This window comes from Thermobacillus xylanilyticus, from assembly GCF_907165215.1.
GTDB lineage: Bacteria > Bacillota > Bacilli > Paenibacillales > Paenibacillaceae > Thermobacillus > Thermobacillus xylanilyticus.
Genome location: NZ_CAJRAY010000097.1, coordinates 42508 through 68667 on the forward strand (window position 1 = coordinate 42508; position 26160 = coordinate 68667).

Genomic DNA, 26160 nt, shown 5'->3' on the forward strand with positions numbered 1-26160 from the left:
CACCTTTTGAACCAGGCGGATAAGCGCCTGGTTCTTTTGTTTTACATGTCGGCACAAGCCGCTTAACTTAACGTTTGTTGTTTTTTTGTAAAAACAGGTCGGATTTTTCGAAAGACCGCGCCGCCTTCCCCGCATTACGATACGGTCGTACACCACACCACATCTAACAGGGGAAGGGGAAGTCCAATGAAGAGAAGGTTCAGCGTGCTCATCGTTCTGCTGCTCGGCATGGCGCTCATGGCCGCCGGCTGCGGAGGCGGCGGTTCCGGCGGCAGCGGCGGCGGGGAGGCCGGATTCGTCGGCATCTCGATGCCGACGAAGTCGTCGGAGCGATGGGTGCACGACGGCAACAACATGAAAGCCGAATTCGAGAAACGGGGCTACAAGGTCGATCTGCAATACGCGGAAGACATCGTCGAGAACCAGGTTTCGCAGATCGAGAACATGATCACGAAAGGCGTGGACGTGCTGGTCATCGCCGCGATTGACGGAGAGTCGCTGACGAACGTCCTCGACAAGGCGAACAGCGAAGGCGTCAAAGTCATCGCCTACGACCGGCTGATCCGCAAGTCCGAACATGTCAGCTACTACGCCACCTTCGACAACTTCAAGGTCGGCGTGCTGCAGGCGTCCTACATCGAGCAGGCGCTCGGGCTGAAGGACGGCAAGGGACCGTTCAACATCGAACTGTTCGCCGGCTCGCCCGATGACAACAACGCCTATTTCTTCTTCGACGGCGCGATGAGCGTGCTGCAGCCGTACATCGACAACGGCCAGCTGGTCGTCCGGAGCGGCCAGACGAACTTCGACCAGGTGGCGACCCTCCGCTGGGACGGCGCGACGGCGCAGGCGCGGATGGACAATCTGCTCAGCGCCCACTACACGACCGAGCGCGTGGACGCGGTGCTGTCGCCGTATGACGGCATCAGCATCGGCATCATCTCGTCGCTGAAAGGCGTCGGGTACGGCTCCGAGGGCAAGCCGATGCCGGTCATTACGGGGCAGGATGCCGAGCTCGCGTCGGTCAAATCGATCATCGCCGGCGAGCAGACGTCGACCATTTTCAAGGACACCCGCGAACTGGCGAAGAAGGCGGCGGAGATGGCGGAAGCGGTGCTCAAGGGCGAAGAGCCGGAAGTGAACGATACGACGACCTACGACAACGGGGTGAAAGTGGTGCCTTCGTACCTGCTCGAACCCGTCTCCGTCGACAAGTCCAACTACAAGGAAGTGTTGATCGACAGCGGCTATTACACGGAGGATCAATTGCAATAACCGCAACCGGTTGACTTTCGGAATTCCGGCAGGGAGCGATTTCGCGGCGACCGTTACGGGGCGCGCCCGCGAAATCGTTTCCGCGAAGGAGAGAATCGGAACGATGACAGACATCCTGCTGGAAATGCGGGGCATCACGAAGACGTTTCCCGGCGTCAAGGCGCTCAGCAATGTCAACCTGAAGGTGCGGAAGGGCGAAATCCACGCGCTCATGGGCGAGAACGGCGCCGGGAAATCGACGCTCATGAAAGTGCTCAGCGGCATCTATCCGTACGGCACCTACGAAGGGGACGTGCTGTTCGAAGGCCGGCGTTGCCAGTTCCGGGACATCCGCGACAGCGAGCGGCTCGGCATTGTCATCATCCATCAGGAGCTGGCGCTCAGTCCGTATCTGTCGATCGCGGAGAACATTTTCCTCGGCAACGAGCGCGCCCGGGGCGGCGTGATCGACTGGGGCGAGACGATCGCCCGCGCGCGGGAGCTGATGGACATGGTCGGGCTTGACGAATCGCCGAACACCCGCGTCATGGATCTCGGCGTGGGCAAGCAGCAGCTTGTCGAAATCGCCAAGGCGCTCAGCAAGAACGTCAAGCTGCTCATTCTGGACGAGCCGACCGCCGCCCTCAACGAACACGACAGCGAGAATCTGCTGCGGCTGCTTAAGACGTTCAAGGCGCGCGGGCTGACGTCGATTCTGATCTCCCACAAGCTGAACGAGATCGTCCAGGTGGCCGACGCCATCACGATCCTGCGGGACGGCGCGACGATCGAGACGCTCGACACCGCCCGGGACGAGATCACGGAAGACCGGATCATCAGGGGCATGGTCGGGCGCGACCTGAAGCATCGCTATCCGGAGCGGGTCCCGAACATCGGCGAGACGATTTTCGAGGTGCGGAATTGGAACGTGTACCATCCCCTCCAGCCGGACCGCCGGGTGATCGAGGATGTGAGCTTCCATATCCGCCGGGGCGAAGTGGTGGGCATCGCCGGCCTGATGGGCGCCGGCCGGACGGAGCTGGCGATGAGCCTGTTCGGCAAGGCGTACGGCAAGAAGATCAGCGGACAGATGCTGAAGAATGGCAAGCCGATCGACCTGCCCGACATTCCGGCCGCCATCCGGAACGGCATTGCCTATGTGACCGAAGACCGGAAAAATCACGGCCTTATTCTGATCCAGGACATCAAGCGCAACACCACCCTCGGGAAGCTGCGGAAGGTCTCCCGGCACGGTGTGATTGACGAGAGGCGGGAAATCGTGGAAGCGGAGGGCTTCCGGCAGCGGCTGAACATCAAGACGCCGAGCATCCTGCAGACCACGATGAACCTGAGCGGCGGCAACCAGCAGAAAGTCGTGCTCAGCAAGTGGATTTTCACCGACCCGGACGTGCTCATCCTGGACGAACCGACCCGCGGGATCGACGTCGGCGCGAAGTACGAAATCTATACGATCATCAATCAGCTCGCCGGCGAGGGGAAGGGCATCCTGCTCATCTCGTCGGAGCTGCCGGAGCTGCTCGGCATGTGCGACCGGATCTATGTCATGAGCGAGGGGCGCATGACCGGCGAGCTGACCCGGGCGGAAGCCACCCAGGAAAACATCATGCGACTCATGGCGCGAATGGAGGGCGACATCCGTGCAAACGGTCATTAAACAGTTCAGGGCCAACATCCGGCAATACGGCATGCTGATCGCGCTGCTGCTCATCATGCTGCTGTTCCAGATTCTGACGGGCGGCATTCTGCTGAAGCCGCTCAACGTGATCAACCTGATTCTGCAGAACAGCTACATTCTGGTGCTGGCCATCGGCATGGTGCTCGTGATCATCAGCGGGCACATCGACCTGTCGGTCGGTTCCGTGGCGGCGTTCGTCGGCGCCGTGGCGGCCTTCATGATGGTCGAGCTGAACGTGCCGCTCGCCGCCGCGGTCGTCCTGTCGCTGCTGATGGGCGCGCTGATCGGGGCCTGGCAGGGTTTCTGGGTCGCCTACGTGCGGGTGCCGTCGTTCATCGTCACGCTGGCCGGTATGCTGATGTTCCGCGGGCTCACGATGCTGGTGCTCAAAGGGCAGTCCGTCGGGCCTTTTCCCGAAGCGTTCCGCGCTTTGAGCTCCGGATTCATCCCGGATTTTTCGGGCGGCGGCGGCCTGCATCTGCTCAGCCTCCTGATCGGCGCCCTGCTGTCGGCGCTGCTGATCGCGATCGGCTGGCGCAAGCGCCTGTCGGACATCCGGTATAATTTCGAGGTGCCGCCGCGGGGGTATTTTATCGCCCAGATGGTCATCCTGGCCGCGGCCCTCATGTTGTTCGTCTATGTGCTCGCCAGCTATGAAGGCATTCCGAACATCCTGATCGTGCTGCTTGTCCTCATCTTCGCATATACCTTCATCACCAACCGGACGGTCATCGGCCGGCACATCTACGCGATGGGCGGCAACGAGAAAGCGGCCATGCTGTCGGGCGTCAAGACGAAGCGGGTGTCGTTCTGGGTGTTCGTCAACATGGGCACGCTGGCGGCGCTGTCCGGCCTCATCTTCGCCGCCCGCCTGAACGCGGCCACGCCGAAGGCCGGCGTCAACTTTGAGCTGGACGCGATCGCGGCCTGCTTCATCGGCGGCGCCTCGATGTCCGGCGGCGTCGGCACCGTGGTCGGCGCGGTCATCGGCGGCCTTGTGATGGGCGTCATGAACAACGGCATGTCGATCCTCGGCGTGGGCATCGACTGGCAGCAGGCGATCAAGGGGCTGGTGCTGCTGCTCGCCGTCGCCTTCGACATCTACAACCGAAACAAGTCGTCCTGACAAGTTGAATCACGGCGGATCGACAGGGCAGGCCTCCCGTTAAGGGAGGTCTGCTTGTTTTGGCTCCCCAAGCTCCTTTCACAACGCGGCGGCAACTGTGTTACAATAGCGAAAGAGCCTAGGAAGGAGACTGGTATGGCGAACATACGACTGGTTGCGCTTGACATGGACGGCACACTGCTGAACGACCGCCAGGAGGTCAGCCCGCGCAATGCGGCGGCCATCCGCCGGGCGCTCGATGCGGGCGTCATCGTCTGCTTCGCGACCGGCCGGGGCGTGCAGAACGTGCTTCCGTATGCGGAGCAGCTCGGCATGTCGACGCCGATGATCACGGTGAACGGCGGCGAGATCTGGCACCGGCCGCACGATCTGTACAAGCGGACGGCGATGGACGCGGCGGATGTGCTGCGCCTGCGCCGGCTGGCGCTGGATCACGGCGTCTGGTACTGGGCTTACGCGACGGACGGCGTCTACAACCGGGAGCGGTGGGTCGAGCCGGAGGAAGATGTCCAGCGCAAAGTGTGGCTGAAGTTCGGCTATTACGAAGAGAACGTGCGGCTTCTGGAGCAGATCCGGGCGACGGCGGAAAGCTGGGGCGGATTCGAAATCTCGAATTCGTCGCCCGTCAACATCGAGCTGAATCCGTCCGGCGTCTCCAAAGGCGCAGCGCTGCTGGAACTGTGCCGCCTGCTCGGCATCGATCCGTCCGAGACGGCCGCTGCCGGCGACAGTCTGAACGACCTGTCGATGATCCGCGCGGCAGGCCTCGGCGCAGCGATGGGAGGCGCGCAGCAGGCGGTCAAGGAAGCGGCCGGTATCGTGCTGCCCGGCAACAACGAAGACGGCATCGCGCATCTGATCGAACAATACGTGCTGGGAGGTTGATCCCGCATGTGGCTGGATATTCTGGCCTGGATCATTGTCGTCGTGCTGTTCATCGTCGGCATGGCGGGCTCGGTCTACCCGATTCTGCCGGGCGCCCTCGCGATTTACGCCGCATTCTTCGTCTACGGATTCATGGTTTCGTTCGAGCCGTTCGGCTGGCTGTTCTGGACGATTCAGACGCTGATTGTCGCCGTGCTTTTCCTGGCGGATTACGCGGTGAACGCCTGGGGCGTGAAACGGTACGGCGGCTCGCGTGCTTCCGTCGTCGGCAGCACGATCGGCGTGCTGGTCGGTCCTTTCGTCATTCCGGCGTTCGGGCTTGTCATCGGACCGTTCGCGGGCGCCGTCATCGGCGAGCTGTTGACCGGCTCCGATCTGGACCGCTCCGTGAAGGTCGGCTGGGGGTCGCTCGTCGGCCTGTTCACCAGCGTCGTCGTGAAAATCGCGCTGCAAGCGGTGATGATTCTGTTGTTCGCGCTGTGGTTGATTTTTTAAATGAAATGGAGGAGCCTGTGCAATGATTCGCGTCACGGTATGGAATGAGTTTCTGCACGAGAAAGAGCATGAAGAGGTCATCAAAGTTTATCCGGACGGCATCCACAACGCGATTGCGCGGGGCATCGCGGAGGACGGCATCGCGGTGCGCACCGCCACGCTCGACCAGCCGGAACACGGCCTGACGGAAGAGGTGCTGAACGACACCGACGTGCTGATCTGGTGGGGCCATATGGGGCATGACAAGGTCGATGACGCGATCGTCGACCGCGTCCATCAGAGGGTGCTGGACGGCATGGGACTCATCGTGCTGCACTCCGCACACTTCTCGAAAATTTTCCGCAAGCTGATGGGCACGTCGTGCGATCTGAAATGGCGCGAGGCGAACGAGAAGGAGCGTCTGTGGGTCGTCAATCCGGCGCACCCGATCGCGGCGGGACTGCCGGAGTACATCACGCTCGAACACGAGGAAATGTACGGCGAGCATTTCGATATTCCGGCGCCGGACGAGCTGATCTTCGTCAGCTGGTTCGAAGGCGGCGAAGTGTTCCGCAGCGGCTGCACGTTCTACCGCGGCCAAGGCCGGATCTTCTATTTCCGTCCCGGCCATGAGACGTATCCGACGTACCACAATCCGCAGATTCTGCAAGTCATCAAGAACGGCGTGCGCTGGGCGGCTCCCGCGGGCGCGGCGAAGCCGGTGCGCGGGAACGTCAAGCCGCTTGAGCCGATCAAAGGCTGAACCTTGTCCGGCCGGCGGCCGGATCCGAAGGACTGGATAACGTGAGCCTGAAGAAAGATTCTCTAATACGGGGCACGATCATTCTGGCTGCCGCCGCGCTCATCGCCCGCTTCCTCGGCATCTTCCAGCGGGTTCCGCTCGATTACATGCTGACGGAAGCGGGCGGCGCCTATTTCACGGCGGCCAACAATATTTATCTGCTGCTCCTCGTGGTCGCGACGGCGGGCATTCCGAGCACGATCAGCAAGATGATCGCGGAGCGGCACGCGCAGGGACGGGTCGCGGAGGCGCGCGATATCTACCGCGCCGCGCTCCTGTTCGGCATCGTGACGGGCGTCATCGTATCGGGCGCCCTGTTCGTATGCGCGCCGCTGCTTGCGCGGGACAACCCGGGCGCGGCGGCATCGATCCGCGCGATCGCGCCGGCGCTGCTCCTGTTTCCGGTCATTGCGATGATGCGCGGGTATTTCCAGGGGCGGCAGTATATGACGGCGGGCGGCGTCTCGCAGATCGTCGAGCAGATTCTGCGCGTCGTGACGAGTGTCGCGCTCGCGTTCGCGCTGCTCAGCTGGGGCTACGGCGACGAGCGGGTGGCCGCGGCGGCATCGGCGGGCACAATCTTCGGCGCCGTCGGCGCGTTCGCCGTCATGCTGGCCTACGCGGTGAAGCTGAGGCGGGCGGACGCCGCCGACCGCCGGCATGCCGCCGCCGTGAGGCGCGGCGGCCGGAAGCTCCGGTACGGCGATATTTACCGCGAGATTTTCCGCTTGTCCGTGCCGATCGTGCTGACTTCGATGACGGTGCAGTTTTTCTATTATTTCGATACGCAATTTTTCTATCGGTTGACGGAATCGTACTACGGCACCCGCGAGCTGACGAACGCCGCGCTCGACATTCTCGGGATGAAGGCGCAGACGATCGCGGGCATTCCGCCGATTCTGGCCGTCGCGCTCAGCCAGTCGATCATCCCGGTCATCTCGTCGGCGTACGCGACGGGCAACATGCGGGAAGTGAGCCGGCAGGCGTCGCTCGTGCTGCGCATTGTCATCTTCACCGGCGTGCCGATCGCGCTGGCGCTGACCGCCGCCGCTCCCTCCGTCACCGGGCTCTTGTATACGCCCGGCGGCAGCGGCGTCGTCGCCGCGCTGACGGCCGGCACGGTGCTGCAGATCGTCATGATGACAACGAACTCGACCCTGTTCGGCCTCGGCAAGCCGCGCCAGGCGATGTACCATACGCTTACCGGCATGGCGGTCAAGGCGGCGCTGAGCGCCGCTTTCGGCCCCGCGCTCGGCGTGTACGGGCTCATCCTCGCGTCGACCGTCGGCTTCCTCTGGATCAGCTGGTTCAACGTGCTGTCGATCCGCAAAGTGGTGCCGATCTCCGTGCTCGGCTCGCGCTGGCTGCCGTACACGGGCGCCGTGCTGCTGGCGTCCGCCGCGGGGTTCGGCATTGACTTCGCCGGCCTGCGGCTGCTTGAGGATCTGCCGTTCAAGCTGGCCTGCCTCTTCACGGCGGCCGCATCCTGCGCCGCTTCCGCGGCGGCTTACCTCGTGTTCATGGTGCTGTTCGGCGCGGTGACCAGGGATGACGCGGCATCGTTCCCCGGGCCGTTGAAGAAGCTGTTTGCGCCGCTGCTCCGCATCCGGGCGCGCTAGTGCGGAAGTCCTCCTCTTATTGCAGGATTCTGTCGTCTCCTTGTCGAATTTGGGAGAAAGTTCTTGCAATCCCAGAGACAGAAGAGAGGAGACGGGATGAAGGCATGAGGAGATGGCTTGCGCTGGCGCTTTCGGCGCTGCTTCTGTTCACGTCAGGCTGCCAGGCCGTTCAGGGGATCGATCTGAACGGCATGATCAAGCAGTCGCACCAGGTGATATCGGCGGAAGGCAGCGTCACGTATGAAGTGGAGCTGGATTTAAGCAAGGAAGCGTTTGACGGGTTGTCCCGCTTTTTCGGGGAAGACGTTGCGCCGCTGCTCACCCATATAAAACTGGAGCTTGACCACGTCAAGGTGCAGGACCCCTGGCATGTGCGTGCCCGCGGAACGCTGTACCTTGGCGATGTCGGAATCGGCTTTGCGATGCAGAGAGACGATTCGCTGCTCGTGCTGGAACCGGACGGCGCAAGCGCCCCGATCGTCCTGGATGCGGGCGGCGAGGAATTTCCCTTCGGGACCTACCACCCGTACGGGCTTTATGACCAAATCATTGAGTCGTACGATCCCGTGGGACTCTATTCATATGGACCCGCCGGTCTGTATGATCCATTCGATCTCTACAATCCTTTCAGGCTGCTCAATCCCCTTGGTCTGGACGGCACTCACATACCGGAAGAATATCAGCGCAGCCTGCTGGAATTGACGGGACAGGCCAAAATGATGGCCGATGATTACTGGATCAGGAATATGCCGAATATGCCCCGTTTGTCGGTTTCCCCGGACACTCCCGCGACGGTGGGCGGAGAGAAGCTTGCGCTTGACAGAATCAGCGTCCGGGTTGACCGGCTGGAGCTGTTCGATTGGACGAAACGGTATATCGAGGCGCTGATCGCGGATGAGTCGGGCGTCCGCGCGGTCTATCGAAAGATCGATCCCTTAGAAATCGAGCTGTTCCGATTGCTCAAGGAGGCCGGCTTGCTCTCCGGATTTGAGGAGGAATCTTTCGAGTACGGGGAAGCGGAACTTGCCGACGCCGTTAAGGAATTGATGGAAGAGCTGCGAATGAAGGCGGAGGAGCTTAGCGAGCCGGAGACGCCGGACCCCGAAACGGTTCGGTTGGCCAGGGACAGCCTTCTGGTCAGCGCCGATCTCTATGTCGACGATCAGCTCCGCATTCGCAAGCAGGAGATCGAGATTCGGTTCCGGCCGCCGGAAGCGCTTCATTCGCTGGTCTGGATAAATCCGTTCAGCGGATTGAACGGCATGCGCCTGGCATATTCCGCCGAATGGTGGAATATCAATGGCGACGTCGGGCTTGAGCCGCCGGACGATGCGATAGAAGCCGGGGTTACGCTTGAAGAGATGGCCGAATGGTCGATGGCGGACGGAATCCGGTTCATAGGACGGGATTCCGGACTGTTCGAGCTGATCTTCCGGCGCGGAAAAGCGGGCGTGCAGGAGCTGCAGTTGTACCTTGATGATGACAGGACGGCGCCGATTCCGACGCCGAACGGTTCGACGCTCGTGCCGCTGCGCCGTACGGCGGATGCGTTCGACGTCACCGTCCAGTACGATCCGCAGACGAGACGGCTTCTGCTGCACGATGACATCACCGGGACGGATATCGCGCTGACGGTCGGCAGCCGGCTGGCCGCGGTGAACGGCGAGACCGTCGAATGGTCATATCCGGTCATCACGGGCGCGGACGGCGCAGCCTACGTTCCCGGACGCGATCTGATGAAGGCGATCGGCGGCACGATTGCTTGGAGCAGCCAGTCGGACAGAAAAGTGCTGATCCTGAAACGCGATGCCGCGGAACTGGTGAGCATGTAGTCCGTTGTTCGCATCGCCATAGCAGCACAAGCTTTCATTTTCATTACAGAAATCTATCAATTACAGTGCAATTATGGTAAAATATTGATTGTTATTCATACATAAATATGAGAGGAGACGGAGTGAAGGCATGCGGATGAGGAAATGGCTTGCACTGGCGTTTGCGGCGCTGCTCTTGTTCGCGGCAGGCTGTCAGGCTGTGCAAGGGGTCGATCTGAACGGGGTGCTCAAGCAGTCGTTCAAGACGACCGCGGCGGAAGGCAGTCTCAAGTACGAATTCGAGCTGGATTTGAGCAAGGAACTGTTGAACGAGATGGCGCATGAGGAAGAAGCCGCGGCGATCCTGCCGCTGCTCACCCATGTGAAGCTGGAAATTGACGAGTACAAAGTCAAGGACCCGTGGAACAACTTGATGCGCGGCACGCTGTGGCTCGGGGACATCGGCATCGGCTTCTCGGCGCAAATGGCCGATACGCTGATGGTGGTCGAGCTGGACGGCGCGAGCGCTCCGATCGTCATCGATCTGAGCGCAGCGGACGAGGAACTGTCCGATGTCGCGCTGTCGGATGAGCAGCTGCGTCAAACGCAGGAAATGATGCTGAAATTCCTGCAGTCGTCCGGAGACTATTTGGTTGACAACATGCCGAATGTCTCCGATCTGTCGGTTGCGCTGAGCACGCCCGTGACCGTGGGCGGAGAGGAGCTGTCGCTCACCCGGGTCAGCGTCCGGTTTGACGGCGCCGAACTGTTCGAATGGCTGAAGAAATACCTTGAAGCGCTGATTGCGGACGAAGAAGGCGCACGGACGCTGGTTGAAGCGCTCGCGACGATGCTGAGCGAACAGTCGGCCCTGTTCGCGGATCGTGAACTGCCGGTTGACGAACTGGCGATCGTCGAAGAAGAAGAGGACATTGCCGGAGCGGCGGAAGAGCTGATCGGAGCCTTGAAGGAGGCGGCGGCAGGGCTCGCTTTCATCGAAGCGGCCGAGCCTGAAATGATTCAGGCGATCTTCAATGACAGTCTCCAGGTGCGCGCCGACCTCTATGTCGACGGCAAGCTCCAGATCCGCAAGCAGGACGTCGAAGTCGAATTCCGTCCGGATGCGGAGAAGCTGAAGTCGGCGCTCGGCGAAAATCCGCTTGAAGGGTTGAACGGCATCCGTCTGGCATATTCCTCTGAAATGTGGAATATTAATGGCGATGTTGAGCTGGCTAAGCCGCAGGTTCCCGAGGACGGCGGCATTACGCCCGAAAACATGGAAGAATGGTCGACGGCGGATGCGCTCCGCTTCTTTGACGCCGAGTCCGGTCTGTACGAGCTGCTCGCCAACCGGTTCAAAATCGGAGAGCAGGAGTTCAGGCTCTATCCCGAATTTGACGACCCGGCTCCGATCAAGGCGCCGAACGGCTGGACGCTCGTGCCGCTGCGCGATACGGCGGAGTATTTCGAAGCGGAAGTCAAATTCGATCCGGAGACGAAACATCTCATCGTGCGCGATGACGCGACCGGAAGCGAAGTTGTGCTGACGGTCGGCAGCAACAAGGTCGCGGTGAACGGGAAGACGGTAGAGTGGGGCTATCCGGTCACCGTCATGGCGGACGGCGTCACGTACGTGCCGGCACGCAATCTGATGGAAACGCTCGGCGGATCGGTCGCATGGATCGACGAAGACGGGTTCCAGGTGCTGGTCATGAAGCGCGATGTCGCGGAACTGATTGAACGGTAATCGGCCGCGGTTGATCGGACGGCTGGCGCACCGTTCCCGCATGCGCGTCGGAAGGAGCGATGAACATGGACAAAGCGGCTGATGCCGCGGATTTCCGCAGCCGGATCGGACGGGACGTCCTGACTGTCGCGGTGTTCAAGGCGGACTGGTGTCCGGATTGCCGGTTCCTCGATCTGTTCATGGCGGATATCGAGGAAGCGTTCCGGGACCGGATCGAATTTCTGGAAGTCGACCGCGACGAGCTGCTTGATCTGTTCATCGAGCTGGATATTTACGGCATTCCGAGCTTCGTCGCATTCCGCGGAGGGCGCGAGATCGTCCGGTTCGTCAGCAAGCTGCGCAAATCGCGGCCCGAGATCGAGCGGTTCCTGGACCGCGCGATCCAGGTGGACGCGGCGCTGAGCGGGTGGAACGGCTAAAGGCAATGTCATGGAAGCGGCAGGCATCGACCGGCTGACGGTCGGCGCCTGCCGCTTTGTCTGCCGCTTCCAGCCGAATTCATCGTTTCTACATGGATTTCGCCGGATGCAATCGTTATAATGTAATGTTGACAGAGTCTGTGAAGCGAGCCGCCGGGCTCTCTGCCCGTAATCCGGATCGTTCGACAGAAGAAATGTGGTGAGTAAATGATATCCGGCGGTTACCGCAAACTGGTCATCGCAACATGCATCGGCATGCTGATCGTGCTCCTCGGGGGCGCGCTTGTGACGAATACCGACTCCGGCGACGGCTGCGGCACGGACTGGCCGCTCTGCAACGGCAAGTTCATCCCGGCCTGGACGCTCGAGTCGACGATCGAGTATTCCCATCGGTTTCTGACCGGCATCGCCGGCATTCTGGTCGTGCTGACCTGCATCGCCACGTACCGGCTCGTGCGGAACATGGACAAGCCCGATCCGGAGCCGCTCTGGTACGCCGGCAGCATCCTCGTGTTCACGGTCGTTCAGGCGCTGATGGGGGCGGCGGCGGTGAAGTGGCCGCAGTCGTCGCAAGTGATGGCGCTGCACTTCGGCATCTCGCTGTTCGCGTTCGCGAGCACGCTGCTGCTCGTCCTGTGGGTGCTGCGGCAGCGGGATGCGGCGGGGCGGACGCCGCCGGCCGTTCCGCGGGGCATCTTCCCGTTTGCCCTGGCCGTATCCGTGTACAGCCTGATCGTCATATACCTGGGCGCCTATATCCGGCACACCGATTCCGCCGGCGGCTGCGGCACGGACTGGCCGCTCTGCAACGGCGCGGTCGTGCCGGAACTCGAGGGCGCGACGCTGATCGCCTTCGTGCATCGGCTGGCGGCGGCGGTGTTCCTCATCGTCATGTTGTTGCTCTATGTTTACATCAGGCGCGTACGCCAGGCGGACAGCGTGACGGCGAGGACTTCTTCATGGCTGCTCGGGCTGACTGTCGGGCAGGTGCTGAGCGGCGCGCTGGTGGCATGGACGGTCGGGAACGAGGACCTGTTTATTTTCACGAGCCTGCTGCACAATCTGGTCATCTGCGGCCTGTTCAGTCTGCTTGCCGATCTGAGCATCCGCTCGTGGCGCTATCGCGACGCCGGCAGGGATGCGAAGGTTGCCGAATCGCACGCATGAGGAGGTGCCGCGTTGCTGCGCACATTGTTCGGCGAGCAGCCGAGACGGCTGACCGGCCGGATGGCCGAAGTGTACAAGGAGATCAGCCAATTCGCGAACCTGATGCATGAGCGGATCGCGGCCGGCAAGGACCGGGAGTACCGGCTGCGCGTGTACGAGATCGGCGCCCTCGGGCTGATGGCTTCGCTGGATGAGCTCGAGCAGAGCCTGTACGCGGCGCGCGGCTATGCGCACCGCATCAACAAAGAGTCGCTGGCGCACATGTCGTACGAGGAGCAGCTGGATTACTTCCGCTACGTCTACTTCGACAAAAACGGGTTCATCCGCGTGTTCGCCATCCTCGACAAGCTCGGCGCATTCCTGAACGACGCGCTCGGGCTGCAGACCGAGAAAATGAAGCCGCAGTTCTCCTACTTCACCGTGCTGCGCAACATGCGGCAGAAGCGGCTGCACCCGAAGCTGTCCGCCGCGCTGGACGAGCTGAAGGAGAAGTATCAGGCGCCGCTCGCCGAGCTGCGCAAGCGGCGCAACATCGAAGTGCACTTCATGAACACCGAGATGATGGACGATTTGATGCAGAGCCGGAAGTCTTACGGCAAGCCGGCAAGGCTGGAGAACATCGACGAGCAGGTCAGGCAGCTGGAAGAAGCGTTCGAGATGATCACGGCTTCCCTGTGCATCGCGTTCCGCTATGTCCGGCGCTGGATGAAATGAACGCCCGGAGGCGGCCGCGGTCAGGGAACGATGCGCGGAGGAGGAATCGATGGAGCTGAAGGGGAAGAGGGCGCTGATCACCGGGAGCGCGAAAGGTCTCGGCAAGCGGACCGCGCTGCTCCTCGCCGAAGCGGGATGCGACGTCATCGTGAACTATGTCAGCAGCCGGACCGAGGCGGAAGCGCTGGCGGGCGAGCTGCAGCGGCTCGGCGTCCGCTCGCATGCCGTGCAGGCCGACGTGTCGGACCCGGGCCAGGTCGAGCGGCTGGCCGAAGAGGCGGAGCGGCGGCTCGGCGGCATCGACATCCTGATCAACAACGCGGGGCCGTTCATCCGCGAGCGGCGGCTGTTCGCCGACTATGCGCCGGACGAGATCATCGGGCTGGTGAACGGCAACCTGCTCGGCGTCATGCTGCTCGACCGGCTGCTGCTGCCGGGGATGCGGCAGCGGGGATGGGGACGGATCATCCATTTCGGCTTCGGCCATGCCGGCGAGTCTCGCGCCTGGCCGCACCGCGCCGTGTACGCGGCGGCGAAGACGGCGCTCGTCTCCTTCACGAAGACGTTGGCCGTCGAGGAAGCGATGCACGGCATCACGGTGAACATGATCTGTCCCGGCGACATCCGCGGCGCGAACAAGGAGAAGTCGATCGGCGACGTGCGCGGCGAGATCGATCCCGAATCGGGGCGCAGACCCGGAACGGGCGAGGACGTGGCGCGCGCGATCCGGTTCCTGTGCGATCCGCGGTCGGACTTCATCACCGGCAACCTGCTGGATGTGACCGGCGGCTTCGATCCGATTCGGAACACCATTTGAATTCGCCAAGAAGAAAAGCGTCTTTCCCCGCGGGCGTTCGGCGAACGTCCCGGGGCAAGACGCTTTTGTTTCCAACGGCATACGGATGTCAGAATACCTGAATGACCTCTTGGATGCCCTCGACTTCTTCCAGCAGCGCGCGTTCGATGCCGGCCTTCAGCGTGATCGTCGAGCTCGGGCAGCTGCCGCATGCGCCCATCAGGCGCAGCTTCACGACGCCGTTTTCGACATCGACCAGTTCGACGTCGCCGCCGTCGCGCTGCAGGAACGGACGCAGCTTGTCAAGGACGTCGAGCACTTCGTCGTACATTTGCTGATCCGTCGTCGTATTGCTCATTTGCCATCAGCTCCTTTCTTGCTTACTATTTATTATAGTACAAAACGGGCAGAATGAAAACGGATCGGGTGAGGGGCAGGTGAACCGCGTGGATCGGCCGATCATCGAATTTTGCGCGAGCAACATGCATCACGGCACGGACGCGGTGATGCGCCGGCTCGAAGCGGAACCGGACAAATACGATGTGATCGAATACGGCTGCCTTGGCAACTGCGGCGAATGTTTTCTGTTCCCGTACGCGTACGTGAACGGCGAGATCGTGGCCGCCGAGACGGCGGATGAGCTGTACGAGGCGATTCTGAAGGCCGTCCGCGAGCAGCAGGCCGAGCGGGAGATGCTCGACAAGCTGCTGGACGATCTGTAACAAATTATGTACATGCGCCGGCCGTTCAATCCAACCATGTGCTGGTGATCAATGTGGTCGCAAGCATAGGCAAGGGCTCCCCGACGGGTTCGGGGAGCCCGATGCATATTGGGCGCATTAATCGTACACCTTGATCTCGTTGTAGAACGTGTCGCGTTCGACCGGAATCCGGCCGGCGCCTTTCACAAGCCAGATCAGATCTTCGCGCGTAATGCCTTCCGGCGTCAGCGCGCCGGCGGAATGGCTGATCCGCTCCTTCACGATCGTGCCGTGGACGTCGGAAGCGCCCATCGCCAGCGACACCTGGGTGAGCTGCGTTCCGATGTTGATGAAGTAAGCCTTGATGTGCTGGAAGTTGTCCAGCATGAGCCGGCTGATCGCAATCGTCTTCAGATCTTCGAACGCCGAGTTCCGTCGGCGGATGCTTGCCTTCGGGCTGGAGGGCTGCATCGACAACGGGATGAATACCATGAAGCCGTTCGTTTCGTCCTGAAGTTCGCGCAGTTTGATCAGGTGCTCGATCCGGTCGCGATGCGTCTCGATGGCGCCGTACAGCATCGTCGTGTGCGTCCGGATGCCGAGCTGATGCGCGGTGCGGTGCACTTCGAGATATTGGTTCACGTCCGCTTTCTCGACGCGCATTTTCTTGCGGTATTCATCGGACAGAATTTCGGCGCCGCCGCCCGTCAGCGTGCCGAGCCCGGCCTTGACCAGCTCCTCCAGCACTTCCTTGTACGAGAGGCCGGAGAGACGCGAGAAGAACTCGATCTCTGCGGCGGTGTACGCCTTCAGCGTCACGTCCGGATAGTGCTGCTTCAGCACGCGGAGCGATTCGACGTAGTAGTCGAACGGCACATGCGGATTGTGGCCGCCGACGATATGGAATTCCCGGACGCCGGGATGGTAATGCTTCTCGATATAGGCGAGCATCTCTTCGCCGGTGAGCGTGTACGCGCCCTCTTCGCCCTGGTCCCGGCGGAAGCTGCAGAACGCGCAGTGCGATTCGCACACGTTCGTAAAGTACAGGCTCATGTTCTCGATGAAATAGACTTTCTTGCCGTTCTTCCGCAGGTTCACTTCGTTCGCCATCTGGCCGATGGCGAGCAGATCATCGGACTCGTACAGGAAGACGCCGTCTTCGAGGGTCAGCCGCTGACCATAGTGTACCTTCTCTCGGATTTCCTGCATGCGTGAATGTTCGGTCGGGATTACGACGTTCATGGCCATTCCTCCTGTCGATGGGCTTAAGCGGCACCCGTCCAGAGACTGTAATTATTATAATCTTCCGGGACAGAATCGGGCAACAGGATAATCCGGGAGATGAGGCGCAGCCGGAGGGCCGGAGAAAGTGTTGCAGCGGTTGAAAGTCGCGCCAGGACAACAATTGAAGCGCTAACGAAACAAGGAGCCGTTATTTGTGACAATTTGGTCTGCTTCCGGACGCGAACGAAACGCAGCATTCTTATTTGGCTACGGAGAGCCGTTTTTTGCCCCTTCAAATCCGAACAGGACGTCTCGGTTTCGTTACGAATCCGAAAACCCGCGATTTCCGGCAAATAAGACGTCCTGGTTTCGTTAATCAAACAGAGCATCCCGGAGATTGACCGGACCGCCCGGTGCGCCGGCCGGCTCCTATTGTGGCATCCTGGAATGTCGGGTATACTTATAAATTAATATTGATGCTTATCAAGGCGCATCAAGCTAGCGGGAGGGATCCAAGGTGATTGCGATCAGCGAAGCGGCTTCGAATAAAATCAAGGAAATGCTCGCCGAGGAGGAGACGCCCGGTCTGTTCCTTCGCATCGGCGTGCGGGAGGGCGGCTGCAGCGGCTTCTCCTACGGCATGGGCTTCGACGACGAGAAGCACGAGAACGACCAGGAGATGGACATCCGCGGTCTGCGCGTTGTCGTCGACTCGGACAGCATGAAATATCTGTACGGACTCGAGATCGACTACAAGGAGACGGCGATGGGCGGCGGATTTACGATCCACAACCCGAACGCGGTGGCCACCTGCGGCTGCGGCCAGTCGTTCCGCACGGCGACTGAAGCGGGCAAGCCGGAGGAGTGCTGAGGCGGACGAAGTCCGTGAGCATTGCGGCATGATGGATGAACCATAAGGCCTTCTTCGTTGGATTCCGGTACACGGAGTTTGACGAAGGAGGCCTTTTCTGTTTGACGGGAAACGCGTAAAAAGAGGAGTCAGGCGACCGAACATCAAATACCAGAACAGGAAGTTTTAAACATGAAGCCATGGAGGGATCTCGATGTCCACAAACTTGATATCCATATTCGAGCAGTATGTTTCGGGCTGGAAGCGCGCGGAAATCGAAACCGTGCTTGAAACGCTTGATGAAGATTGCATCATAACGGAATGCTGCGGCCCGGTCTATCGCGGCCGGGATAACGTACGGTTGTGGATGGAAAAATGGCTGGGAGAGGGCAATCGTGTTTTGGAGTGGGATGTGCGCACTTGTGGCGAGCTGGACTGGATTCGGGAGGTAAAGGCATTCCTCGCCGCGCTGCCGGATGAGGATGACTCCGCATGAAGCCCGGGCGCGGGAAACCATCAAGAGGCGGGATTGAAAATGAATCATCAAGTCAAAGCATACCAGGGGAGAAGGTACTTGCATATTACCGGCGGCGATTCGCCGATTCAGCGGGAGCAGGACGCGATCGACATCATTGCGCTGTGCATGGAACATGACACGAACGCGGTGCTGCTGGACGGCGGCGTGCTGTCGGATGATTTTGTCAGGCTGCGGACCGGTCTGGCCGGTGCCGTGTTGCAGAAATTCGTCAACTACAACATCAAGGCGGCGGCGGTCATCCGGGAAGGCCTGCAGTTTCCCGAACGGTTTCGTGAAATGGTCGCCGAATACCGCAACGGGAATACGTTCCGCGTCTTCACCGACCAGGATGAGGCCGTGGGCTGGCTCCTGGCGCCGCAGCCCGGATAAGTTCCGATTTTTACAATTCCGCTCAGCTCAACCTGAAGTATAATGGAAGGAAATTAATGCGCTTTATGCCAATTCGGGAGGGGTTGAGCTTGACGCATTACGCGGTCTCCGTGGAACGCCGGTTCCAGATGTCCCCGCAGCGGGTGTACAACCTGATCATCGACATGGATGAACATCGCCGCATCCTGCCCAGGCAGTTCGAATCGCTGGAAGTACTGGAAGGCGGCAGAGGCGACGGAACGGTGTTCCGGTTGACGATGAACGTGATGGGTAACCGCACCGCGCTGGTCATGACGCTCAAGGAACTTGAGCCCGGACGCATCGTGCAGGAGCAGGACGGCAATGCGGGGATTACGACAACATGGGAATTGATTCCGGAATCCGATGATTGCTGCATACTCAGGCTCACCTCGCGGTTTCCCGACAAACCCGGATTTTCCGGCTGGGTGGAGCGGCTGGCCACTTCTTCCATGATCCGCTCGATTTACAAACGCGAATTGGAAAATATGGAGCGCTATTTATCGACAGGCTCGGCTGCGAAATGACGGCTGAACATCCGCCGAACGTCCCCTTGACGGGGATTTTTTTGTGACTTGCTGGAATCTTCTATCATCCGCTTTCGCGATGCAGGGAAATGGAGTACGCTGTCGAATGGAGTAGAGATCATTTTTGAAAGCGCTTGCTTCCTTGCAAATCCACATCATCCCAGGTAAGGAGACATCTTGCGATGAGCGTCAATCGGTCGATGTTCCATTCGGTCGGCATGAAGCTGTTCATCCTCATCTTCTGCGCCATTCTGCTCTGTGTACTGGCCCTCGGCTGGTTCTCGTATTCCCGGTCGAAACGGGCGATCGAGACGGAAGTCGCGGAAGCGAACCGGATCACCGCGCGGCAGACGGCCGAGAAGCTGGACGTCGTCCTGACGGGCTATGCGCAGAAGCTGAAGCAGGTCATCGCGGATGCCGACTTCATCCGGATGCTCAATGCGTACAATCAATCCGGCGACGCCGCGGAAATCGCAAGCCTCGCACAGACGCTCGGCACCCGGCTCAGCGCCGCGGCGATGACCGATCTTTCAATCAAACAGATCGCGCTCATCACCGAGCGGGAGGGACGTCCCGTCCTCGCGTCGGATGCATCGGCCGATGCCGAAGGATTCCGCGATCCGGCCGTCTCGCAGCGCGTCCGGGACGGGCAGGGCAAGCCGGTCTGGTTCGCCGACGCGGGCGGGCCGGGCGGCAGCATCCGGCTGTACGTCGGCATGGCATACGAGATGAACGTGATGCATGAGCTCTATATGGAGATCGATCCGTATGTCATCGAGAAGCGGGTCCAATCGACGGATTTCGGCGACGGACGCATCTATGTCGTCGCGCCCGACCGGACGATCGTCTACGCGACGGAGTCCGGATTGGCCGGCAAGCCCTATCCCTACGACTTGCCTGAATACGATTCGGCCATAACCAGGATCGACGGCCAGGCCATGTTGTCCGTGCAGGGGGTGGTGGAATCGAACGGCTGGCAGATTGTCAGCCATATCCCGCTCGCCAGCCTGATGGAAAATGTGCGCGCCATCCGGGACATCACGCTGCTCATGTCGGTTGCGGCGGTGGCGGCGGCGGGCCTCATCGGCTTCATCGTCATGCGGATGATCGGACGGCCGCTTGGAGAACTGAAGGCGCTCATGACGGAGGGCAAGAAAGGAAACCTCACCGTCAGATCCACGATCCGGCGGAAGGACGAGATCGGCCAGGTCGCCGACAGCTTCAACTGGATGATGGAAGAGATCACGGCGCTCGTGCAGAGCGCGAACCAGTCTGCGCAGGCGGTGCTCGAGACGTCAGCGGCCCTGGCGCAGGCCGCCCGCCAGACGGAGGATGCCGCCGGGACGATCGCGGCGGCGACCGGTGAGATCGCGTCCGGCGCCGCCAGCCTCGCCACCGCGTCCGAGCAGGGAGCGGACATCGCGGATGAGATCGGCGCACAGGTGCAGACCGTCGTCGCATCGAATGAGGAGATGAAACGGGCCGCGTCCGAGGCGGAAGAAGCCGGAGCGGCAGGTACCGGCCACATGACGGCCTTGACCGGCAACACGAACCGGATGGAAGCGATTACCCGCTCGATGGCGGAGAAGGTCGGCCGTCTGGCCGACAGCGCGGGCTCGATCCGGAACATCCTCGAGATGCTCATCCGGATGAACGCGCAGACGAACATTCTGTCGCTGAACGCCGGCATCGAGGCCGCGCGCGCCGGCAGCGCGGGCAAAGGCTTCATGGTCGTGGCGGACGAAATCCGCGGGCTGGCGGAGCAGTCCCGGCAGTCGATCGCCGTGGCCGGCGAGATCATCGGCACGATCCAGCATGAAATCCGCGAGACGGTCGAGGCGCTGTCCGAGGCTCATCCGGTCTTCCGGGAACAGATCGAAGCCGTCAAGGAAGCGCACCGGCTGTTCCGCGCGGTGCAGACGAACATGAACGCTTTTCTCGGCCGGCTGGAAGCGGCGACGGCGTCGATCCGGCGGCTTGAACAGGTGCAGTCCGCCATGGCCGGCACGATGAGCGAGGTCAGCTCCGTCGCGCAGCAGGCCGCGGCGGTGTCCGGGGATGTGGCTTCCTTGAGCCGTGAACAGCTCGGCGTCAGCGCCGGTCTGGTGGAGCTGTCGAACCGGCTGGAGTCGGTGTCCGACCAGCTCAAGGCGTCGCTCTCCCGGTTCACGGTATCATGAGTCCAATCTCTGCGAATTTTACGGGGGAAACGGAGAAACAACGCCATGCGAAAAACGATCGTCGTCCTGCTCGCCGCCATCTGTGCGGTGCTGCTCTATTTCACGTCGGCATCGGCGTACAAGGTGTTCCGCGCCGACTGGCGGCTCCCCCAGACGCCCTTGCAGGAATCCGCGGAGTACCGGCTGGTCCTCATCACCCAGGAACTGGAGACGCCTTTCTGGGACCGGGTCGGCGCCGGCGCGCGGGAAGAAGCGGCGAAACACGGCGCGATGCTTGAAATCTGGGGAAGCTACAGCAATGATGCGGACGAATTTCTGAAGAAACTGGAAATTGCGATTCACTCCCGCATGGACGGCATCATCGTCCAGGGGCTGGATACGGACGCTTTCAAGGAACTGGTGAAATACAAGGCGGCCTCATACGGCATCCCCGTCATCACCGTCGCGAACGACGTGCCGGACAGCCTGCGCAGGACTTATGTCGGTTCCGATCAATTCGAAGCGGGCCGGACGATCGCCCGGCAGCTGGCGGCGGACATGGGCCAGGAGGGAACGGTCATCCTGCTCAGGGACAACGGCAACGCCTATTACCAGGAACAGCGGCTGGACGGGATTCGCAGCATCCTGGAAGCTTATCCCGGCATCGAGCTGCAATACGCGGAGACGCAGGGCTCGCGGGAGCAGGTCATCGCCGCCATGCAGGATCTGATGAATCATTCGCCCGACGTGCAGGCGTTCATCGCGGCGAACGCGAACCTGACCGCCGCGATGGTGCAGGAGATCGGCCGCAGGTCGCGGGTGAAGCCGTATCATATTTACTCGTTCGACGACAGCCCGGATACGCTGACGCTGCTCCGGGAAGGGCTCATCGACGGCATCATTGAACAGTCGCCCGAAGAAATGGGACGGATCAGCACGGCCCTCATGATCGACTGGCTGGAAGGCAGGCAGATCCCGCTCAAGACGAGCGGCTATCATACCGAAATTCGGCTGCGGAAAGCGGAAGATGCGCCATGAATCGCATACAGAACAAAATTTTGGTCCTCACCGGCATCGTGCTGTTCATCATGGCGGCCATCTGGTTGACGCTGACCTACTACAGCCGCCAGACCCAGGAGCAATACAACGACATTCTGCAGCGCTATCTGCGGATGAACGAGGTGACGGGCGCCAGTCAGCAGACGATCACGGACCTGAACAACTACCTCATCCGGCCGACGCCTGAACATTACGAACAGCTCGAGCAGAGCAAGGAACGGCTGCGCCGGGCGAAATACGACGTGTTCGCCTTGCGCAACGGAGACAACGACTTTGACCTTACCAGCTACACGAATCTGATCGACAGTCTGCTCGAAACGGCGAACCGGTCGATGATGTTCCAGGCGCAGATGGACACCGAAGATTCGAATCAGGCATTCAATGAAGCGACGCGCATCTCCCGCTCCATCTCCGACATGACACTGACGCTGCTCGACACCGAGCTCAAAACGTACGACCGGTTCTACCGGGGCATCATCGAGCGGTCGACGGAGCTGAACAAGCTCGGCATCTGGCTGCTGCTTACCATCACGTTCCTGCTGCTGATCTTCGCGTACTGGTTCGCCCTCAGCATCACGAGGCCGGTGCAGAAGCTGACACAGGCGGCGAAGGAACTGTCGCGGGGACGGTTCGACCAGGAGATCGAAGTGTCGTCGAACGACGAGATCGCTTTTCTGGCGAAAATGTTCGAGCGGATGCGGGTGAATATCAACAACCTCATTACGGAAATCCAGCAGAAAGCCCAACTGGAGCACGAACTGCAGCAGAACAAGCTGCTCTTGCAGGAGAGCCGGTACCGCAGCCTGCAGAGCCAGATTCATCCGCATTTTCTGTTCAACACGCTGGATACGCTCTCGAAGAAAGCTTATCTGGAAGGCGCCGAAGAGACGAGCGACCTGCTGGCGAGCGTCGCGGGTCTGCTCCGCTACAATCTGCGGCGGCTGGACCGCTCCGTCACGCTCTACGAGGAAGTCCGGGTGCTGCGCCAATACATGGACATCCAGTCGGCCCGGTTCGCCGACCGGCTGCGGTTTGTCGAGGACATTGACGAGTCGTGCCTGTACGTGCAGATTCCCGGGCTGACACTCCAGCCGATCGTGGAGAACGCCGTCATCCACGCCGTGGAGCCGATGGAGGACGGCGGCACCATCGTGTTCCGCATCGCGGAAGACGGCGATCGGATCCGGGTCGAGATTGCGGACGACGGGCCGGGCATGCCGGAGGACAAGATCGAACGGGTGCTCAAAGGCAGCGCGCAAGAGACGGAGGGGCATACGACCGGCATCGGGATCGGCAATGTCGTGCAGCGGCTCCGGCTGTTCTACGGGCAGGACGACATCATCGACATCGAGAGCAAACCGCGATCCGGCACGAAGGTCGTGCTGCGTTTGCCCAAAGTGAGGAGGTACGAAGCGGATGACCAGCGTACTGATCGTGGATGACGAGCAGATTGAGCGTGAAGGGCTTGCGGCGATATTGCGGAAAGGGTTTCCCGATCTTGCCATCGAACAGGCGCGGAACGGACGGGTCGCGCTGCAGATGGTCGAGGAAGGCTTCCGTCCGGATCTGGTGCTGATGGACATCAAGATGCCGGGCATGGACGGCCTCGAGACGATCGAGCGGATAAGCGCCATTGAACCGGACATCCGGTTCATCATGGTGACGGCTTACGATGCGTTCGACTACGCCCGCACGGCCATCAAGCTCGGCGTGAAGGACTACCTGCTCAAGCCGAGCAAGGCGGACGAGATCATCGCGACCGTCGGCCGGGTGCTGCGGCAGATCGAGGAGGAGCGCAAGGAACGCGAAGCGAGCAGGCAGCAGATCACCGCGCTCAAAAAAGTGCTTCCCGTCGTCGAGACGGACATCGTGACCCAGCTGCTGTACGACCATGTCCACGATGTGCATCTGGACGAGCTGGTCGACCTGCTCGGCGTCAGCACGGCAAGCGAGATGTTCGCCATCGTCGTCATGATGCCGGCAGGCGAAGAGCAGAAGTATGCCGAAGTGAAAGCGAGAATCCGGAAGACGGGCGTCGGCCTGGTCGGGGCGCTGTCCGGCGGGCAGATCCCGGTCATCGTGTTCCGTGATCCGGTTCGATCGTACCGTTCCCAGGCGACGACGCTGGCCAGGGAATTGCTCGCCCTGGCCGCTTCGGGCGGCGGCGCCGGATGGTTTATCGGCATCGGCGGCGTCTGCGGCTCGCTGGACGACATCCGGCAATCCTACCACGAAGCCCAGATCGCCGCGATGGACCCGACGCTGCCGGTCAAATACCGGTTCTACGAGGATACGCCCGCGCTCGGCGCGGTGGGCGGCCGGTCCGACCGGGAATGGGAGAAGCGGTTCATCGAGCAGATCCGGACGGGCGACTGGGAGCGCGTGCAGGAAGGCATCATGTCGTTCATCCGCCGCTGCGAGCAGGAGGGCGTCGACCTGCTGCTGGCGCAGCAGCGCGCGCTCGAGCTGATCTGGCTCGTCTCGCGGATGCTGCAGGAGCTCGGCGTCGAAGTCCAGGCGCCGGTATTTCCGTTCCAGGCGCAGGATTACCGGCGGCTGCAGGCGGAGGCGCACATTCTGATCGGCCGGCTCCGGCAGGCGTATGCGGAGCATCAGGCGCGCCATGAGCCGGACGCCGTGCACCAGATCAAGAAATATATCATTGAACATTCGCACGAGGACATTTCGCTCGAGGCGATCGGACGGATGATCGGCCTCAGCCCGTTCTATATCAGCAAACTGTTCAAGGAGCAGTTCGGCATCAACTACATCGATTTTCTGACCGAATGCCGGATCGAGAAGGCGAAGAAGCTCATGGCCGATCCCGAGCTCAGCATGAAAGTGATCGCGCTGGAGGTCGGCTACCGCGATCCGAACTATTTCAGCAAGGTGTTCAAGAAGATGTGCAACATCTCGCCGACGGAATACCGGAAGGCGCTGCTCGGGACAAGAGGGCGGGAGGCTTGCGATGCTTGAACGGAAAGCGATAAGGAGAATGGCGGCACTCCGGCTGCTCCAGGTTGCGGCCATCGCGCTGGCGGTGGTGCTCCTGTGGGCGATCTTCATGCGAGTAGACGCCGGGAACGACGCGGGCCTGCCCCCCGGGGAGGAGCTTCCGGACGGGCAAGCACCGGGCGTCCGGCGGCAGGACGACGGGACCATCAAGGTCGGGCTCACGATGGATACGCTGCAGGAAGAGCGTTGGATCAAGGACCAGGAGATGTTCGGCGAAGCGGTGAAAGCGCTGGGAGCGGAATTCATCGTCATGACGGCGGACAGCGACGACGCGAAGCAGATCGAGCAGGCCGAGACGCTGATCGGCATGGGGGTCGACATCCTCGTCGTCGTGCCCCATGATGCGGAAGCGGCGGCGACGATTGTGAACAAGGCCCATGCCGCCGGCATCAAGGTGCTGTCCTACGACCGTCTGGTGCGAAACGCGGACGTCGACCTGTACGTCTCATTCGACAACGAGCGGGTGGGCGAGCTGCAAGCGGAAGCGATCACGAAGCGGGTTCCCGCGGGGAAATATGTCTACATCGGCGGTCCCGAGACGGATTACAACGCCCACCTGGTCAAAAAAGGGGTGTTCAATGTGCTCCAGCCGTACATCGACCGGGGAGAGATCACCATCGTGTTCGACCAGTGGACCCGGGATTGGCAGCCCGCCAACGCGCGGGACAACATGCGCATCGCGCTGGAAGCGAACGAGGGCAGAATCGATGCCGTCATCGCCGGCAACGACGGCACGGCGGGCGGCGCCATCGAAGCGCTGGCGGAGTGGGGACTCGCCGGCCAGGTTCCCGTTGCGGGACAGGATGCCGAACTCGCAGCCGCCCAGCGGATCGTCGCGGGCACCCAGACGATGACCGTCTACAAACCGATCCGGCAGCTTGCCGAAGTGGCGGCGGAATTGGCCGTCAAGATGGCGAAAGGCGAGACGCCGCGTGCCGACCGTCTCGTAAACAACGGCAAGCTTGACGTGCCCTCCGTGCTGCTGACGCCGATCGCCGTGAACGCCGACAATATCGACGAGACGATCATCGCGGACGGATTTCACGCCCGGGAGGAAGTTTACAAACACATCGAACGGTAAACGATCGGATTCGGCTCAAGAAATTACAGAACATCATAAAAGAGTCCTGTCATTACAGCGCTTACAGTCGGATGCGGGATGATACATTGGTTGTGCCACCACATTTACC

At 61.2% G+C, this 26160-nt stretch carries 25 protein-coding genes; 23 read left to right on the top strand and 2 right to left on the bottom strand.

Features of this window, described 5'->3' with window-relative positions; translation table 11 throughout:
* Nucleotides 1-186 precede the first annotated feature (186 nt).
* The 13 genes from chvE (at nt 187) to KJQ12_RS18275 (ending at nt 14531) form a co-directional block, all read left to right on the top strand.
* On the top strand, nt 187-1275 hold the full coding sequence (chvE, locus tag KJQ12_RS18215) for a multiple monosaccharide ABC transporter substrate-binding protein (protein ID WP_041853789.1): 1089 nt from the start codon (nt 187-189) through the stop codon (nt 1273-1275).
* A gap of 103 nt (nt 1276-1378) precedes the next feature.
* The gene (mmsA, locus tag KJQ12_RS18220; protein ID WP_213486705.1) at nt 1379-2929 is read left to right on the top strand and encodes a multiple monosaccharide ABC transporter ATP-binding protein; all 1551 of its coding nucleotides are present in this window, start codon (nt 1379-1381) and stop codon (nt 2927-2929) included.
* Nucleotides 2913-4076 carry a multiple monosaccharide ABC transporter permease gene (gene mmsB / locus KJQ12_RS18225; protein WP_213486707.1) on the top strand — a complete coding sequence of 388 codons (1164 nt, stop codon included), beginning with the start codon at nt 2913-2915 and terminating at the stop codon, nt 4074-4076. The genes mmsA and mmsB overlap by 17 nt, the downstream gene beginning before the upstream one ends.
* A gap of 135 nt (nt 4077-4211) precedes the next feature.
* Entirely contained in the window at nt 4212-4961 is a 750-nt protein-coding gene (locus KJQ12_RS18230; RefSeq protein ID WP_213486710.1) for a Cof-type HAD-IIB family hydrolase, read from the top strand.
* A gap of 12 nt (nt 4962-4973) precedes the next feature.
* Nucleotides 4974-5456 (top strand): DUF456 domain-containing protein, encoded by a 483-nt coding sequence (locus tag KJQ12_RS18235; RefSeq protein WP_213486803.1) that lies wholly within the window; start codon nt 4974-4976, stop codon nt 5454-5456.
* Nucleotides 5457-5478: 22 nt separating this feature from the next.
* The gene (locus KJQ12_RS18240; protein ID WP_213486712.1) at nt 5479-6198 is read left to right on the top strand and encodes a ThuA domain-containing protein; all 720 of its coding nucleotides are present in this window, start codon (nt 5479-5481) and stop codon (nt 6196-6198) included.
* Between the two features lie 41 nt (nt 6199-6239).
* On the top strand, nt 6240-7856 hold the full coding sequence (locus KJQ12_RS18245) for a putative polysaccharide biosynthesis protein (RefSeq protein ID WP_213486715.1): 1617 nt from the start codon (nt 6240-6242) through the stop codon (nt 7854-7856).
* Between the two features lie 104 nt (nt 7857-7960).
* On the top strand, nt 7961-9688 hold the full coding sequence (locus tag KJQ12_RS18250) for a copper amine oxidase N-terminal domain-containing protein (RefSeq protein WP_213486717.1): 1728 nt from the start codon (nt 7961-7963) through the stop codon (nt 9686-9688).
* A gap of 130 nt (nt 9689-9818) precedes the next feature.
* Nucleotides 9819-11414, top strand: a complete 1596-nt coding sequence (locus KJQ12_RS18255; RefSeq protein WP_213486719.1) for a copper amine oxidase N-terminal domain-containing protein — start codon at nt 9819-9821, stop codon at nt 11412-11414.
* Nucleotides 11415-11479: 65 nt separating this feature from the next.
* Nucleotides 11480-11833, top strand: a complete 354-nt coding sequence (locus tag KJQ12_RS18260; protein ID WP_213486721.1) for a thioredoxin family protein — start codon at nt 11480-11482, stop codon at nt 11831-11833.
* Nucleotides 11834-12040: 207 nt separating this feature from the next.
* Nucleotides 12041-13000 carry a COX15/CtaA family protein gene (locus tag KJQ12_RS18265; protein ID WP_213486723.1) on the top strand — a complete coding sequence of 320 codons (960 nt, stop codon included), beginning with the start codon at nt 12041-12043 and terminating at the stop codon, nt 12998-13000.
* Nucleotides 13001-13012: 12 nt separating this feature from the next.
* Nucleotides 13013-13714, top strand: coding sequence for a Cthe_2314 family HEPN domain-containing protein (locus tag KJQ12_RS18270; RefSeq protein WP_213486724.1), 702 nt, complete (start codon nt 13013-13015; stop codon nt 13712-13714).
* Nucleotides 13715-13769: 55 nt separating this feature from the next.
* Complete coding sequence (locus KJQ12_RS18275) at nt 13770-14531, top strand: SDR family oxidoreductase (RefSeq protein ID WP_213486805.1); 762 nt, start codon at nt 13770-13772, stop codon at nt 14529-14531.
* An 88-nt stretch (nt 14532-14619) separates the two neighbouring features.
* On the opposite strand, the gene KJQ12_RS18280 is transcribed toward KJQ12_RS18275, so the two are convergent.
* The gene (locus KJQ12_RS18280; protein WP_213486725.1) at nt 14620-14868 is read right to left on the bottom strand and encodes a NifU family protein; all 249 of its coding nucleotides are present in this window, start codon (nt 14866-14868) and stop codon (nt 14620-14622) included.
* 79 nt (nt 14869-14947) lie between these two features.
* On the opposite strand from KJQ12_RS18280, the gene KJQ12_RS18285 reads away from it, so the two are divergent.
* The gene (locus tag KJQ12_RS18285; RefSeq protein WP_213486726.1) at nt 14948-15232 is read left to right on the top strand and encodes a YuzB family protein; all 285 of its coding nucleotides are present in this window, start codon (nt 14948-14950) and stop codon (nt 15230-15232) included.
* A gap of 117 nt (nt 15233-15349) precedes the next feature.
* On the opposite strand, the gene mqnE is transcribed toward KJQ12_RS18285, so the two are convergent.
* Nucleotides 15350-16453: an aminofutalosine synthase MqnE gene (gene mqnE / locus KJQ12_RS18290; RefSeq protein ID WP_213486727.1), complete on the bottom strand. Its 1104-nt coding sequence runs from the start codon at nt 16451-16453 to the stop codon at nt 15350-15352.
* A 499-nt stretch (nt 16454-16952) separates the two neighbouring features.
* On the opposite strand from mqnE, the gene erpA reads away from it, so the two are divergent.
* From erpA to KJQ12_RS18335, 9 genes are all read left to right on the top strand, one after another.
* Entirely contained in the window at nt 16953-17306 is a 354-nt protein-coding gene (gene erpA / locus KJQ12_RS18295; RefSeq protein ID WP_213486729.1) for an iron-sulfur cluster insertion protein ErpA, read from the top strand.
* Between the two features lie 193 nt (nt 17307-17499).
* The gene (locus KJQ12_RS18300; RefSeq protein ID WP_213486731.1) at nt 17500-17781 is read left to right on the top strand and encodes a Cif family virulence factor; all 282 of its coding nucleotides are present in this window, start codon (nt 17500-17502) and stop codon (nt 17779-17781) included.
* Between the two features lie 39 nt (nt 17782-17820).
* On the top strand, nt 17821-18192 hold the full coding sequence (locus KJQ12_RS18305) for a DUF4180 domain-containing protein (RefSeq protein ID WP_041854154.1): 372 nt from the start codon (nt 17821-17823) through the stop codon (nt 18190-18192).
* Nucleotides 18193-18281: 89 nt separating this feature from the next.
* A complete protein-coding gene (locus tag KJQ12_RS18310) occupies nt 18282-18737 on the top strand; it encodes an SRPBCC family protein (RefSeq protein WP_213486733.1) in 456 nt (151 codons plus the stop codon).
* Between the two features lie 182 nt (nt 18738-18919).
* Nucleotides 18920-20917 carry a methyl-accepting chemotaxis protein gene (locus tag KJQ12_RS18315; protein WP_213486734.1) on the top strand — a complete coding sequence of 666 codons (1998 nt, stop codon included), beginning with the start codon at nt 18920-18922 and terminating at the stop codon, nt 20915-20917.
* Between the two features lie 45 nt (nt 20918-20962).
* Nucleotides 20963-21934: a substrate-binding domain-containing protein gene (locus tag KJQ12_RS18320; protein ID WP_213486735.1), complete on the top strand. Its 972-nt coding sequence runs from the start codon at nt 20963-20965 to the stop codon at nt 21932-21934.
* The gene (locus KJQ12_RS18325) at nt 21931-23397 is read left to right on the top strand and encodes a sensor histidine kinase (RefSeq protein ID WP_213486736.1); all 1467 of its coding nucleotides are present in this window, start codon (nt 21931-21933) and stop codon (nt 23395-23397) included. Before KJQ12_RS18320 ends, KJQ12_RS18325 begins: the two co-directional genes overlap by 4 nt.
* Nucleotides 23372-24931 carry a response regulator gene (locus tag KJQ12_RS18330; RefSeq protein WP_213486745.1) on the top strand — a complete coding sequence of 520 codons (1560 nt, stop codon included), beginning with the start codon at nt 23372-23374 and terminating at the stop codon, nt 24929-24931. The genes KJQ12_RS18325 and KJQ12_RS18330 overlap by 26 nt, the downstream gene beginning before the upstream one ends.
* Nucleotides 24924-26051: a sugar ABC transporter substrate-binding protein gene (locus KJQ12_RS18335; protein WP_213486746.1), complete on the top strand. Its 1128-nt coding sequence runs from the start codon at nt 24924-24926 to the stop codon at nt 26049-26051. The genes KJQ12_RS18330 and KJQ12_RS18335 overlap by 8 nt, the downstream gene beginning before the upstream one ends.
* Nucleotides 26052-26160 lie beyond the last annotated feature (109 nt).